General features: G+C 61.4%; 11 protein-coding genes and 2 pseudogenes. 8 read left to right on the forward strand and 5 right to left on the reverse strand.

What is annotated here, in order from left to right:
• Window positions 1-111: 111 nt before the first annotated feature.
• The 5 genes from U367_RS0106065 to xylB are packed head-to-tail and all read left to right on the forward strand — an operon-like array spanning window position 112 to window position 6073.
• Window positions 112-1644, forward strand: a complete 1533-nt coding sequence (locus U367_RS0106065; RefSeq protein ID WP_028616133.1) for a sugar ABC transporter ATP-binding protein — start codon at window positions 112-114, stop codon at window positions 1642-1644.
• On the forward strand, window positions 1637-2614 hold the full coding sequence (locus U367_RS0106070) for an ABC transporter permease subunit (RefSeq protein ID WP_028616134.1): 978 nt from the start codon (window positions 1637-1639) through the stop codon (window positions 2612-2614). The genes U367_RS0106065 and U367_RS0106070 overlap by 8 nt, the downstream gene beginning before the upstream one ends.
• A 34-nt stretch (window positions 2615-2648) precedes the next feature.
• The gene (locus U367_RS0106075; protein ID WP_028616135.1) at window positions 2649-3581 is read left to right on the forward strand and encodes an ABC transporter substrate-binding protein; all 933 of its coding nucleotides are present in this window, start codon (window positions 2649-2651) and stop codon (window positions 3579-3581) included.
• A 22-nt stretch (window positions 3582-3603) separates the two neighbouring features.
• Window positions 3604-4605, forward strand: a complete 1002-nt coding sequence (locus U367_RS0106080; protein ID WP_028616136.1) for a LacI family DNA-binding transcriptional regulator — start codon at window positions 3604-3606, stop codon at window positions 4603-4605.
• Window positions 4606-4612: 7 nt separating this feature from the next.
• On the forward strand, window positions 4613-6073 hold the full coding sequence (gene xylB, locus U367_RS0106085; RefSeq protein ID WP_028616137.1) for a xylulokinase: 1461 nt from the start codon (window positions 4613-4615) through the stop codon (window positions 6071-6073).
• 222 nt (window positions 6074-6295) lie between these two features.
• On the opposite strand, the pseudogene U367_RS1000000130715 reads toward xylB, so the two are convergent.
• Window positions 6296-6754, reverse strand: a pseudogene (locus tag U367_RS1000000130715) (REP-associated tyrosine transposase).
• Between the two features lie 288 nt (window positions 6755-7042).
• On the reverse strand, window positions 7043-7483 hold the full coding sequence (locus U367_RS0106095) for an Lrp/AsnC family transcriptional regulator (protein WP_028616139.1): 441 nt from the start codon (window positions 7481-7483) through the stop codon (window positions 7043-7045).
• Window positions 7484-7592: 109 nt separating this feature from the next.
• On the opposite strand from U367_RS0106095, the gene U367_RS0106100 reads away from it, so the two are divergent.
• Window positions 7593-8495: a DMT family transporter gene (locus U367_RS0106100; RefSeq protein ID WP_028616140.1), complete on the forward strand. Its 903-nt coding sequence runs from the start codon at window positions 7593-7595 to the stop codon at window positions 8493-8495.
• Here the strand turns inward: U367_RS0106100 and U367_RS0106105 are convergent.
• The 3 genes from U367_RS0106105 to fabF all read right to left on the reverse strand — a co-directional run bounded on the left by U367_RS0106105 (window position 8473) and on the right by fabF (window position 12237).
• The gene (locus tag U367_RS0106105) at window positions 8473-10452 is read right to left on the reverse strand and encodes a peptidase U32 family protein (protein WP_028616141.1); all 1980 of its coding nucleotides are present in this window, start codon (window positions 10450-10452) and stop codon (window positions 8473-8475) included. The genes U367_RS0106100 and U367_RS0106105 overlap by 23 nt on opposite strands.
• Window positions 10453-10522: 70 nt before the next feature.
• Complete coding sequence (locus U367_RS0106110) at window positions 10523-10903, reverse strand: RidA family protein (RefSeq protein WP_028616142.1); 381 nt, start codon at window positions 10901-10903, stop codon at window positions 10523-10525.
• A 65-nt stretch (window positions 10904-10968) separates the two neighbouring features.
• Entirely contained in the window at window positions 10969-12237 is a 1269-nt protein-coding gene (gene fabF / locus U367_RS0106115) for a beta-ketoacyl-ACP synthase II (RefSeq protein WP_028616143.1), read from the reverse strand.
• 107 nt (window positions 12238-12344) lie between these two features.
• On the opposite strand from fabF, the gene U367_RS0106120 reads away from it, so the two are divergent.
• Window positions 12345-12833 carry a winged helix-turn-helix transcriptional regulator gene (locus U367_RS0106120; RefSeq protein ID WP_028616144.1) on the forward strand — a complete coding sequence of 163 codons (489 nt, stop codon included), beginning with the start codon at window positions 12345-12347 and terminating at the stop codon, window positions 12831-12833.
• A 213-nt stretch (window positions 12834-13046) separates the two neighbouring features.
• Window positions 13047-13724, forward strand: a pseudogene (locus U367_RS1000000132885) (PAS domain-containing protein); the annotation flags it as partial.
• Between the last annotated feature and the right edge of the window lie 46 nt (window positions 13725-13770).

Here is a 13770-nt window from a genome sequence, read left to right on the forward strand (position 1 = left end):
GAAACGTTTCTTCAAGCACAAAAACACTCAAGCAAGCGCTTGCGTAAAGAAATGTTTCTACATTAGAGTCGGCTCACTGAAGACAAAAATAATAAAACCAGGAGCTCATTCATGAGCCTTGAACCCTTGCTTGAAATGCAGGGCATCAGCAAAACCTTCAACGGTTTGCGCGTGCTCAAGAATGTCGGCCTGAAGGTCTACCCCGGCGAAATCCACGCCTTGATGGGGGAGAACGGCGCCGGCAAGTCCACACTGATGAAAATCCTCTCCGGCGCCTATCAAGCCGACCCCGGCGGTGAAATCCGCATTGCCGGTCAACGCGTTCCGACCTTCGACCCCGCCACGGCAAAAGCCCTCGGCATCGCTGTCATCTATCAAGAACTGAGCCTGTGCCCCAACCTGAGCGTGGCCGAGAACATCTACCTGGGCCGCGAACTGCGGCGTGGCTGGACCATCGACCGCAAGGGCATGGAAGCGGGGTGCATCGAGGTGCTGCAACGCCTCGGCGCCGAATTCACCCCGGCGACACGGGTCAGCAGCCTGTCGATTGCCGAGCGCCAGTTGGTGGAGATCGCCCGCGCCCTGCACGCCCACGCCAAGATCCTGGTGATGGACGAGCCCACCACGCCATTGTCATCCCGCGAAACCGACCGGTTGTTCGCGCTGATCAAGCAACTGCGCGGCCAGGGCCTGGCAATCATCTATATCAGCCACCGCATGGCCGAGATCTACGAGTTATCGGACCGCGTTTCGGTGCTGCGTGACGGCCAATACATCGGCGAGCTGACCCGCGACGCGCTGTCGGCCGAAGTGCTGGTAAAAATGATGGTGGGCCGCGACCTGTCGGGTTTCTACAAAAAGGAACACGCCGCGTATAACCCCGGCAACGTGGTGATGCGTGTGCGCGACATGGCCGACGGCAAGCGCGTGCGCCAGTGCAGCTTTGACCTGCATGCCGGCGAGGTGCTGGGCATTGCCGGGCTGGTCGGGGCAGGGCGCACCGAGCTGGCGCGGCTGATCTTTGCGGCCGACCCCCGCACCTCGGGCACCTTGGAAGTGGTCGGCAAGACTGTCACCCAACTGCGCACCCCGGCGGATGCGATCCGCGCAGGCGTGGTCTACCTCACCGAAGACCGCAAGGCCCAGGGCCTGTTCCTCGACATGAGCGTGGCGGACAACATCAACGTCTGCGCCTGTGTGCCGGATGCGCATGCCGGTGGCGTGCTGGATCGCGGGCATGCCTTGCAGCGTTCGAATGACGCGATCAAATCGCTGTCGATTCGCGTGGCCTCGGGCAAGGTCAATGTCGGCGCGCTGTCCGGCGGCAATCAGCAGAAAGTGCTGTTGGCGCGACTGCTGGAGGTGAAGCCTCACGTGCTGATCCTCGACGAACCCACACGCGGCGTCGACATCGGCTCCAAGTCCGAGATCTACCGCATCATCAATCAATTGGCCCAGGCCGGTGTCGGCATTGTGGTGATCTCCAGCGAGCTGCCGGAAATCATCGGCACTTGCGACCGCGTGCTGATCATGCGCGAAGGCCAGCTCGTCGCTGAAGTCGGCGGCGCCTCCGGCCAGGCTATTTCCCAAGAACGCATTATTGACCTCGCCACCGGTGGCGATCAGGTGGTTGCCCATGGCTGAGTTGAATATCGCAATAACAGGTAAAGCGGAACGCGCGCGCGAGTTGATGCGCACGGTCGGTATGTTGCCCGTGCTGATCCTGCTGCTGGTGGGCTTCGCCCTGGCCAGTGAGAACTTCCTGACGGTGCAGAACCTGTCGATCATCACCCAGCAGGCGTCGGTGAACGTGGTGCTGGCCGCGGGCATGACCTTTGTGATCCTCACCGCCGGCATCGACTTGTCGGTAGGCGCGATCCTGGCCGCTTCGGCGGTGGTGGCGCTGCAGGCGTCGATGTCACCGCAGTTCGGCATGTTCGGGATAGCTGCCGGTATAGGCTTTGGCTTGCTGCTGGGCTTGGTTAATGGTGGGTTGATCGCTTTCATGCGCCTGCCGCCGTTTATTGTCACCCTCGGCGCGCTGACGGCCATGCGTGGTCTGGCGCGGCTATTGGCGGATGACAAAACCGTATTCAACCCGGACCTGCCGTTTGCCTTTATCGGCAATGACTCGGTACTCGGCGTGCCCTGGCTGGTGATCATTGCCGTGGCCGTGGTGGCGCTGTCGTGGTTCATCCTGCGCCGAACAGTGATGGGCGTGCAGATCTACTCGGTGGGCGGCAACCCGGAAGCGGCGCGGTTGTCGGGGATCAAGGTGTGGAAAGTGCTGCTGTTCGTCTATGCCATGTCCGGTGCGCTGGCCGGATTGGGCGCTGTGATGAGCGCTTCGCGGTTGTTTGCCGCCAATGGCCTGCAACTGGGGCAATCCTATGAGTTGGACGCGATTGCGGCGGTGATCCTTGGCGGCACCAGTTTTACCGGCGGCGTCGGCACCATCGGTGGCACGTTGATTGGTGCGCTGATCATCGCGGTGCTGACCAACGGCCTGGTGCTGTTGGGGGTGTCGGATATCTGGCAATACATCATCAAGGGCATCGTGATCATTGGCGCCGTGGCGCTGGATCGTTATCGCCAGTCCGGTGCGCGGACCTGAGTTCACTCCTACAACAATCACAAGAGAGACCCGCATGAACCTTAAACGTATCTTTCCCGTCATTGCCTTGGCTGCCTTGATGTCCCAAGCCGTCGAAGCCCGCGAGTTGAAGGCCCTCGGTATCAGCATGGGCTCGCTGGGCAACCCGTATTTCGTGACCCTGGCCGACGGCGCAACCGCACGGGCCAAGGAGCTGAACCCCAACGTCAAGGTCACTTCGGTGTCGGCTGACTACGACCTGAGCAAGCAGTTTTCGCAGATCGACAATTTCATTTCGTCCAAGGTCGACCTGATCCTGATCAACGCCGTCGACCCCTCTGCCATGGCCTCGGCGATCAAGAAAGCCCGTGACGCCGGCATCGTCGTCGTAGCCGTGGATGTGGACGCCAAGGGCGTGAACGCGACCGTGCAGACCGACAACGTCGAAGCCGGCAAGCTGGCCTGCCAATACCTGGTGGACAAGCTTTCCGGCAAGGGCAATGTGATCATCCAGAACGGCCCGCAAGTCACCGCCGTGACCGACCGCGTCAAAGGCTGCAAGGCCGCGCTGGCCGCCGCGCCGGATATCAAGGTGCTGTCCGACGACCAGGACGGCAAAGGCTCCCGCGAAGGCGGCTTGAACGTGATGCAGGGTTACCTCACGCGCTTCCCGAAAATCGACGGTCTGTTCGCGATCAATGACCCACAAGCCATCGGCAGCGACCTGGCGGCCAAGCAGCTCAAGCGCAGCGGCATCATCATCACCTCGGTGGACGGCGCGCCGGATATCGAGAATGCCTTGAAGACCGAGACGCAGATCCAGGCGTCGTCCAGCCAGGACCCTTGGGCCATGGCGCAGACCGCAGTGAACGTGGGCAATGACATTCTCAATGACAAAGCCCCGGCCGAAGCGGTTACCCTGCTCACGCCAAAGCTGATCACCCGTGACAACGTCGCTACGTACAGCGGTTGGTCGAGCAAACATTGATCCACTGAGAAGGAACAGCGTCGTGGTCACCATGGATGACGTGGCAAGCAGGGCGGGGGTGTCGACGTCGACGGTGTCCCACGTGTTGAACGGCACCCGCAAGGTCAGCCCGGCCACTGTGCTGGCGGTGCAGCAGGCGATCCAGGCGCTGGGCTACATCCCCAACACCCTGGCGCGCTCGCTGGCCCGGTCGAGCACCAACACGATTGGCGTGGCGATCTCGGCGCTGTCCAACCACTACTTCAGCGAAACGGTGCACGCGATTGAAACCGCGTGCGCCCTGCACGGCTACATGATGCTGTTTGTCGACACCCATGACGATCCGGAGCAGGAGCTGCGGGTGGTCACGGCGCTGCATCATCGGCGGGTTGATGGGATTGTGCTGGCGCCTTCCAACGGCTCCAAGGCCCTGGAGTATCTGCGCGCCAACGAGATTCCAGCGGTGCTGGTGGACCGCATGATGAGTGAGCACTTTGATCAGGTTGGGGTGGAGAATGCCCAGCCTACCCAGGTGCTGGTTGAACACCTTATCGCCCATGGCCATCGCCGGATCGGCTTTATCGCCGGGCGTGAAGGTTTCAGCACCACCGATGAGCGTGTCGCCGGTTACCGCGCCGCATTGCAGGGGGCGGGCCTGACGTTTGATCCGGATCTGCTGGTCAATGGCGGCTCCAATACTGAGCCGGCGCGCCAGGCCACGGTGCAGTTGCTGGGCTTGGCGTTACCGCCGACGGCGATCATGGCCGGCAACAACCTGATGACCCTCGGCGCCATGCAGGCCCTGCGTGACGCGAAGATCGACGTGCCTGCGCGCATGGCGCTGGTGGGGTTTGATGATTTCGACTGGGCGGATTTTTTCGTGCCGCGGCTGACACTGATCGCGCAGCCGGTGCAGGCACTCGGCGCCCAGGCGGTGAACCTGTTATTGCAACGCATGGCTTCACCCGGCGCACCGACCCAGAGTGTGCGCCTGGCGCCGACCCTGCAATGGCGTAATTCATGTGGCTGTAATGGATTGGAATGACCCCCGTATGAGCAGTCCCGTTTCCCTCGGCATCGACCTCGGCACCTCGGAACTCAAGGCCATTCTCATGGACCTCGACGGTACAGTGCTGGCCCATGCCGGCGTGCGCTTGAGTGTGTCGCGGCGCCACAGCGGCTGGTCCGAGCAAGACCCGCTGGATTGGTGGCAGGCGTGTTTGCAGGCACTGGAGCAATTGCGTACTCATGACGCCTTTGCCCGCGTGGCCTGTATCGGCCTGTCCGGGCAGATGCACGGTGCGGTGTTACTGGGGGCGGACAACCGCGTGTTGTACCCGGCGATCCTGTGGGATGACTCCCGCGCCGTCGCCGAGGCCGAGCAGCTGGGCCCTGAGTTCGCCGACATCACCGGCAGCCTGCCCATGGCCGGGCTGACGGCGCCGAAACTGCTGTGGCTGCAACGCCATGAGCCCGAGGTGTTCAAGGCCATTGATTGCGTACTGTCGCCTAAGGATTACCTGCGCTTGCGCTTGAGTGGCGAGCGCATCAGCGAGATGTCCGATGCTGCGGGGACGTTGTGGCTGGATGTGGCGCAACGTGAGTGGTTCGCGCCGATGCTGCGGGCGACGGGTCTCTCGCTGGAGCAGATGCCCCGGCTGGTGGAAGGTGGCGCCGCGAGTGCCGTGCTGACGGCGCAAGGCCTGGGCTTGGCGCCCTCGGTGGTGATTGCCGGCGGCGGTGGTGACAACCCGGTGGCGGCAGTAGGGATCGGGGCAATCAATGCCGGCGATGGCTTCATCACCCTCGGCACCAGCGCTGCCATCGTCGCAATTACCGACCACGCCGCCGGCAACCCGGCCAGCGCCGTGCACAGCTTCTGCCATGCGTTGCCTGATCGCTGGTACACCATGGGCGCCATGCTGGCCGGTGCTAGTTGCCTGCGCTGGGTCACACGGCTCACGGGAACGACGGATGAGCAAACCTTGCTGGACCAGGTGCAGGCACAACTGCCGATCGAGCAGCCAGTGCCGCTCGACACGCCGTTGTTCCTACCGTACCTGGCCGGTGAACGCACCCCGCATAACGACCCGCTGCTGCGCGGCGGTTTCATGGGCCTTGGACATGACTGCACGCCGGCTATGCTTGGTTATGCGGTGATGGAAGGCGTGGGGTTCGGGCTGCTGGATGCGTTGCGTGCCGTGCAATCGGCGGGGGCAGATGTGGGGGCCTGCGCGTTGGTGGGCGGTGGCGCGCGCAGTGAATACTGGGCGCAGTTGCTGGCCAACATCCTTCAGCGGGAGATCTTCACGTTGCACGGCAGTGAGTTGAGTGCCTGCATCGGCGCCGCGAAGCTGGGATTTCTGTCGATCGGGCAGGGGGAAGGGTTGTTGCAGGCGGGGATGGCAGTGAAGGCTCGATATTTGCCGGATGCCAAGCAGCAGGCGGTACTGCAAGTGCGATATCGCAAGTTCCAAGGCTTGCTTACTGCGGCGAAAACGCTGCACGACTGACGGCTGCTCTCTCTGTGGAGCAGGCTTCCTGTGGTGAGCAGTCTCCCTGTGGCGAGCAGGCTTGCCCTGCGTTGGGGCGCGAAGCGGCCCCTGCCAAAGCCACAGCAGTGCGTCAGGAAAACCGCGCTGCCTGGACTTAGGGCTGCTTCGCAGCCCAACGCGGGGCAAGCCCGCTCGCCACAACAGGCCGGCTCAGCACAGAAAGCTAGGTCTTCAAACACTTCATAACCAGGCCGCATCCCACAACGGATAATCACCAATGTGCTCAACCAACCTCGCGCGTAATGGGTTGGCAATGATGTAACGAGCCATCTTCAACAGGTCCTCATCCGTGCGTACAGCCCGGTCGTGGTAACCACGTTGCCAGAACTTGTCCCGGCTGCCACGGGCTTTGTTAATGCTCAAGGTGCTGCGTGACTTGGTCTGCCGCATCACATCAGGAAGCGTTGCGTTATTGAGGTCAAACAACCAGTGAAAATGGTCTGGCATGACTACCCAGGCGAGGGAGTTCACTAGACCCGCGTCATGGGCTCGCTTGAACTCAGCGACTAATAACCGACCTAGCTTGAAATCGTTGAATATGGGCTGGCGTCGATGCACCACAGCAGTGACCAGATAAGATCAGCCTGACTCTGAATAGCGACCACGACGTAAAAGATGAGAGTTTGGCTGGCGAGGCAATCCGTTGCTCCTTTTGAATGGATAGGGATTTTTCACGCTAGCAGCGCAGATGACTCCGTCGCGTTGAGTTCAGTGTCTTTGTGTTACACCCGTTCTGTGGTGAACGGGCTTCCTGTGGTGCACGGGCTTGTTGTGGTGAGCGGGCTTGCCCCGCGTTGGGGCGCGAAGCGGCCCCTATCAAGACCACCGCAGTGTTTCAGGCAAAACCGCGTTGCCTGGACTTGGGGCCGCTTCGCAGCCCAACGCAGGACAAGCCTGCTCGCCACAGGAAATCTGTTTCTTTATTCATCAGTCCCCCAGCGGCGGCAGCCGTCGTTTCACCGGGGTTTTCTTAACGATCGCGGTGTTGGTCTCGGCGTAGGCATTCAGCTTATCGAGCAGGCTGTCCAGATGATCCATGGTGCGCACATGCAGCCGTGCGATGAAGCAGTCCTCGCCGGTCACCTTGTCGCACTCGGTGAACTCGGGAATCGCCTGGATCTGCCGCTCCACCTCCTGCAATTTGCCGGGCAACGGACGGATGCGCACGATGGCTTGCAGCAGGTAGCCAAAGTGCCTGGGGTCGATGTCGACGGTGTAATGGGTCAGCACGCCGCGCTCTTCGAGACGACGCAAACGTTCGCCGACACTGGGCGAAGACAACCCGGTAATGCCGGCCAGGGCCTTGAGGGATAGGCGCGAGTCATCCATCAAGGCGGCGATGAGTTGCTGGTCGATGGTGTCAATCATGGTGTTCACCTAATAAGTAAAGGCAATCCAGCGGTTTGGCCTTTTTTAGGCGCTGGAGCCGCTGCTGAGCAGATTGCCATAATTGAGCCTCACTTGAGGAGCTTCAATCATGGACACATCCATCCGTCGCGGGTCGTGGGAAATGATCGCCGCCATGCTGATCTCGGGCACCATTGGCTGGTTTGTACTGGTCTCTGGCGTGTCAGTGATCGAAGTGGTGTTCTGGCGCTGCGTGATCGGCGGGCTGACGCTGTTGCTGGTCTGTGCACTGCTGGGTTATTTGCGCCTGGACCTGCTGACCTGGGCCAAGCTAGGCCTGGCGATGCTCAGTGGCGTGGCGATTGTTGGCAATTGGTTGCTGCTGTTCGAATCCTATTCCCGCGCGTCGATTGCCATCAGCACGGCGGTGTACAACGTGCAGCCGTTCATGCTGGTGATGCTGGCGGCGCTGTTCCTGGGGGAAAGGATTACCGTGCAGAAACTGGCGTGGTTGAGTGTGGCGTTCCTGGGGATGCTGGCGATTGTCACCGCTCATGGCGATCACAAAACCGGCGACGATTACCTGGGCGGTATCGCCTTGGCGCTGGGCGCGGCGTTCCTGTATGCGATTGCGGCGCTGATCATCAAGCGTTTGAAAGAAGTACCGCCGCATTTGATGGCGTTGATCCAGGTGACCACCGGCGCGCTGTTACTCGCGCCGATGGTGCCTTGGAATAGTCTGCCGGCCACCCCCAATGCCTGGGCGGCATTGGTGACGCTGGGTGTGGTGCATACCGGTTTGATGTACGTGTTGCTGTACGGCGCGATCCAGAAACTGCCCACGGCCATTACCGGCGCGCTGTCGTTCATCTACCCGATTGCGGCGATCTTCGTCGATTGGATCGCCTTCGGACACCGCCTGGGTTGGCTGCAATGGCTGGGTGTGGCGGCGATCCTGCTGGCGGCCGCGGGGTTACAGCGGGGCTGGTGGTGGCCCCGCTCTCAGAGGGTCAGTGCGTACCCTGGAAAATGATGTTTTCCGGGTTGAAGTGCTCCACTGCGCTGCCTGGCTGCGGCAAACCAAGGATGTGGCCCTTGATCTTGCCCACCACGTGCATTTCGCACGGCTTGCAGTCGAACTTCAGGGTCAGCACTTCATCGCCATGGATCAACTGCATCGGCGCGACCTTGGTCTTCACGCCCGTGACACCTTTGGCCTGTTTAGGGCACAGGTTGAACGAGAAGCGCAGGCAGTGCTTGGTGATCATCACCGGCACTTCGCCGGTTTCTTCGTGGGCTTCGAAGGCGGCGTCGATCAGCTTCACCCCATGACGGTGGTAGAAGTCGCGGGCTTTCTGGTTGTAGACGTTGGCGAGGAACGACAAATGCGCATCCGGGTAGACCGGCGGCGGGGTGGTTTCGGCTTTGCGTCCACCGCGCGGATGAGCGGCCACACGGGCAGCGGTCAGCGCTTCGATCACTTCGCGGCGTAAGGCCTTGAGCTGTGAGTTGGGGATGAAAAACGCCTGCGGCGCATCCAGTTGGATGTCGGTCGCATGGTATTCGGTGGTGCCCAGTTGGCCGAGCAGGTCGCGCAGGGTATCCAGCGCCTGTTCCGGCTTGTTGGCTACGCCGAACGGGCCGGGCAGGGTGACGCTGGCACTGATGCCTTCTTCGCTGGTGGCGGTGACTTCCAGCTGTGCTTCGCGCAGACGAGCAGCCCAGGTCAGGCCGATACGGCGCTCGGATGAAGTCTTGAGCAGCGCCTGTTGCCAGTTGTGGTCGAGGTTACGGTTCAACGGGTGGTTCGGGCGCAGTTGGTGCAGGCCGGCCGGCATTTCGTTCGGCTCGACGCGGTAGCGGTAGCGCTTCTCGCCATCTTCCTCGAACTCGCCTTTAGGCTCGGCGATGTTGGCACGGAAACCCACCACTTCGCGCTTGATCAGCACGTTAAGACCGTCGCCATTGGACAGCGGCTCATGGGTGACCACTTGCAGGTCACGCTTGCCGGCTTTTTCCACCACACCCACCGGCAGGCCGGTGAAGGTCGGGGTGTCGAAGGCGCCGATGTCGACCTTGCGGTCGGTGACGAAGTAGTCAGTGCTGCCGCGGTGGAAGGTTTTTTCCGGGTCCGGCAGGAAGAAGTGCGCGGTACGGCCGCTGGACGCGCGCGCCAGGTCCGGTCGGTCTTCAAGCACATCATCCAGGCGCTGGCGGTAATAGGCGGTGATGTTTTTCACGTAGCCCATGTCCTTGTAGCGGCCCTCGATCTTGAACGAACGCACGCCGGCTTCGACCAGTGCGCGAATGTTGGCGCTCTGGTTGTTGTCTTTCATCGACAGCAGGTGCTTTTCAAAGGCCACGACGCGGCCCTGGTCATCTTTCAAGGTGTACGGCAAACGGCAGGCCTGGGAGCAATCACCCCGGTTGGCGCTGCGGCCGTTCTGTGCGTGAGAGATGTTGCACTGCCCGGAGAACGCCACGCACAGGGCGCCGTGGATGAAGAACTCGATGGCGGCATCGGTTTCGTCAGCAATGGCACGGATTTCCTGCAGGTTCAGCTCACGGGCCAATACCAGTTGCGAGAAACCGGCCTGGTCGAGGAACTTGGCGCGGCCCAGGGTGCGAATGTCGGTCTGGGTGCTGGCGTGCAGCTCGATGGGCGGAATATCCAGCTCCATCACGCCCAGGTCTTGCACGATCAATGCGTCGACGCCGGCATCGTAGAGCTGATGGATCAGCTTGCGCGCGGGTTCCAGTTCGTTGTCATGCAGGATGGTGTTGATGGTGGTGAAGACGCGCGCGTGATAACGACGGGCGAATTCCACCAGTGACGCGATATCGCTCACGTCGTTACAGGCGTTATGGCGCGCGCCGAAGCTCGGGCCGCCAATGTACACGGCGTCGGCGCCATGCAGGATCGCCTCGCGCGCGATGGCGACATCGCGGGCAGGGCTGAGCAATTCCAGGTGATGCTTGGGCAAGGACATAGTTTTTTTAGTCAGGCTTGTCACGGTTGAGGCGCGCATTGTAGCTGTGAAATGCCTGACCGGCACCCACTCAGGCTTGAGCGGCCATCGCGGTGACTTCCACGCGCATGCCGTCTACCGCCAACGCGGCAACGCCAACCGCCGCACGCACGGGCCAGGGCTTGGCAAAGAAGCGTTTGTAGACCTCGTTGAAGGCGGCACGATCAGCCATATCCGTCAGATAAATGGTCAGGTGCATCACCCGGTCCATGGAGCTACCGGCCTTTTCCAGGGCGACTTTCAAGGCTTGCAGGGTGCATTCGCTTTGCAGGGTGATATCGCCCAGTTCCAGGCTGCCATCGGCGCGGGTCGGGATCTGGGTGGACACCAGGATGCCGTTGAAGCCAATCACATCCGAAGAAATCGAGTCGGCATCGGGATCCGGGGTGTAGTGCAGGTCGTGGTTAGCCATGGGCGCCTCTCGTTGGCAGGTTCAGAAAGGCGCCCATGGTCCCCGAAATATACCGCAGGGGCAAACTACGCCCAGCGGCGGAACAGCACGCTGGCATTCACGCCGCCAAAGCCGAAGCCGTTGGATAGCGCGTATTCAATGGGCATCGGCCGGGCTGTACCGCGCAGCAGGTCCAGGCCATCCGCAAGCGCGTCGGGGGTTTCCAGGTTGAGGGTGACCGGGGCGACCTGATCGCGCAGGGCGAGTACGGTGAAGATGGCTTCGATACCGCCCGCAGCGCCCAACAGGTGACCGGTGGCGGATTTGGTCGAGCTGATCGCCGGGCTGCCGTTAGCGCCAAATACCGTCCTGATCGCCGCCAGTTCGCCTTTATCGCCCACTGGTGTGGAAGTCGCGTGAGTGTTCAAGTACTGCACCTGGGCCGCCTCGATTCCTGCCTGGCGCAAGGCTTGGTGCATGGCACGTCGCGCACCATCGCCATCTTCCGGGCCGGCCGTCATGTGATAGGCGTCGGCACTGGTGCCGTAGCCCACCAACTCCGCAATCGGCTGCGCGCCACGGGCCAGGGCGTGTTCGAGTGCTTCGATGACCAGGATGCCAGCGCCTTCGCCCATGACAAAACCGTCGCGCGCCTGGTCGAATGGCCGCGAAGCCCGCTCAGGGCTGTCATTGAAGTCGCTGGACAGGGCTCGCGCTGCCGCAAAACCGGCCAGACTGACCCGGTGAATCGCCGCTTCGGCGCCGCCGCACACCGCCACATCGACTTCACCGGCACGAATCATCCGCGCCGCATCACCGATAGCCTGCACACCCGCGGCACAGGCGGTCACCGGCGCACCCAACGGGCCTTTCAAACCGTAATTGATCGACACATGCCCGGCGGCCATGTTGCTCAAGAAGGACGGGATGGTAAACGGGGACAATCGGCGCGGGCCTTTGCTGTCAGTGGTGCGCACTGCATCGGCAATCGCCGGGAAACCGCCGACGCCAGACGCAATGATGGTCGCCGTGCGCTCCTGTTGTTCCACTGTGTTCGGCGCCCAGCCGGCCTGCTTCAAGGCTTCATCCGCCGCCGCCAGTGCGAACAGGATAAAGCGGTCCATCTTGCGTTGTTCCTTGGCTGCGAGCAGGCGATCCGGGTCAAATCCGGCTTCCGGGTCCTGCACGTTGCTTTGTACCTGGCCACCGATACTGACGGCCAAGTCACCGATCAACTCTTCCGGCAGGCGACGAATGCCCGATTGCCCGGCCAACAGGCGGCGCCAGGTAGATTCCACGTCAGCGCCCAACGGCGTCAGCGCGCCCATACCTGTCACAACAATGCGTTTACTCATGATCAATCGACTCCGGTTGCGGTGAGGGAACAGACCCTATGGACGTCACTATCATCATGAAAGTAACATGGCGTCACACAGATTTGCACTGACCCACAGGAATCCCCATGCAACGCAAGTCCCTCATCAGCGACGAATGCCCCATCGCCCGCAGCCTTGAGCGGGTAGGGGAGTGGTGGAGCATTCTGATCATGCGCGACGCCTTGCACGGCCTGCGCCGCTTCGACGAGTTCTCGCGCAGCCTGGGCATCGCGCCGAATATGTTGACGCGCCGCCTCAACGCGTTGGTGGAGGCGGGCATGCTCGAACGCCAGGCCTACAGCGAGCGTCCGCCGCGCTACGAATATGTGCCGACGGAAAAGGGCGAGGATTTCCGCATGGTGCTGATGTCGCTGGTGGCCTGGGGCAATCGGCATTACGCCGAGGAGGGTACCAGTGTCGAGTTGGTGGAGCGTGGGACGGGCAGGCCGGTACAACCAATGCTCGCAAGTGCCGAGGGGCAGGTCGTGCCGATGGATCAGTGCGTTTTGCAGGCTGGCCCTGCTGCGAGCAGCGGCATGCGAGAGCGGTTGTCACTGCCCGACGCAAAGCCCTGAGTAACGGGGCCTCCAGCAATAATCTGGCGCCAAAAAATAAACATTTATGCCGCATAAAGTCGCGTATTTCCCAGCCGATAGCCAATCAAGAGATCGGTTTTTCCGCACGGCTGAGGGTACGTCATGTTCAATAAAGCACTCAAAACAGAACTGGCGGCCAGGACGGCCGAATCCACTGAGTACAAAGGACTGATTGTCGCGCTGGAACGCTCCATGGCCGTGGTCGAATTCGATCTCAATGGCAAGGTATTGCGCGCCAACGATAATTTTCTCAAGACCCTGGGCTACAGCGCGGATCAATTGGTCGGCAAATCCCACCGCGACTTTTGCTTGCCGGCGCTGACCAGTAGTTCGGCCTATAGCCAATTCTGGAGTGATTTGAAAGCCGGCAAGTTCGTTTCAGGCACCTTCAAACGGGTTCATGCCAACGGCAAGACCATCTGGCTGGAAGCGAGTTACAACCCGGTCCTGGATGAACGCGGACAAGTGCTGAAAGTGGTCAAGTACGCCTTGGACGTCACCGATAAAGTGGAGGTGGAAGCGGCCACCTCCAGCAAACTGGTCGCTCTGGACCGGGCCATGGCCGTGATCGAGTTCGACCTTGGCGGCCAAGTATTGGACGCGAATACAAACTTCTTGAACGTGATGGGGTATTCGCTGGCGGAACTCAAAGGCAAACACCACCGCTTGTTTTGCGAGCCGACCCTGATCAACAGCCACGAATACACCGATTTCTGGCGTCGCCTGAACAATGGCGAATTTTTTACCGGGCAATTCAAGCGCCTGGGCAAACATGGCCGGGTGGTGTGGTTGGAAGCCAGTTACAACCCTGTCTATGACGGCGACGGCAAGCTGATCAAGATCGTCAAGTTCGCCAGCGACATCACCGAGCGCGTGGAAAAATTCGAAGAAGACTCCCGTGGTGCGTCGCGGGCCT

Source organism: Pseudomonas canadensis (assembly GCF_000503215.1).
Lineage (GTDB): Bacteria > Pseudomonadota > Gammaproteobacteria > Pseudomonadales > Pseudomonadaceae > Aquipseudomonas > Aquipseudomonas canadensis.

Coding starts and splice junctions, on each gene's coding strand:
- U367_RS0106065 (WP_028616133.1), top strand. CDS start 112: ATGAGCCTTGAACCCTTGCTTGAAATGCAGGGCATCAGCAAAACCTTC.
- U367_RS0106070 (WP_028616134.1), top strand. CDS start 1,637: ATGGCTGAGTTGAATATCGCAATAACAGGTAAAGCGGAACGCGCGCGC.
- U367_RS0106075 (WP_028616135.1), top strand. CDS start 2,649: ATGAACCTTAAACGTATCTTTCCCGTCATTGCCTTGGCTGCCTTGATG.
- xylB (WP_028616137.1), top strand. CDS start 4,613: ATGAGCAGTCCCGTTTCCCTCGGCATCGACCTCGGCACCTCGGAACTC.
- U367_RS0106095 (WP_028616139.1), bottom strand. CDS start 7,483: ATGATTGACACCATCGACCAGCAACTCATCGCCGCCTTGATGGATGAC.
- U367_RS0106100 (WP_028616140.1), top strand. CDS start 7,593: ATGGACACATCCATCCGTCGCGGGTCGTGGGAAATGATCGCCGCCATG.
- U367_RS0106105 (WP_028616141.1), bottom strand. CDS start 10,452: ATGTCCTTGCCCAAGCATCACCTGGAATTGCTCAGCCCTGCCCGCGAT.
- U367_RS0106110 (WP_028616142.1), bottom strand. CDS start 10,903: ATGGCTAACCACGACCTGCACTACACCCCGGATCCCGATGCCGACTCG.
- fabF (WP_028616143.1), bottom strand. CDS start 12,237: ATGAGTAAACGCATTGTTGTGACAGGTATGGGCGCGCTGACGCCGTTG.
- U367_RS0106120 (WP_028616144.1), top strand. CDS start 12,345: ATGCAACGCAAGTCCCTCATCAGCGACGAATGCCCCATCGCCCGCAGC.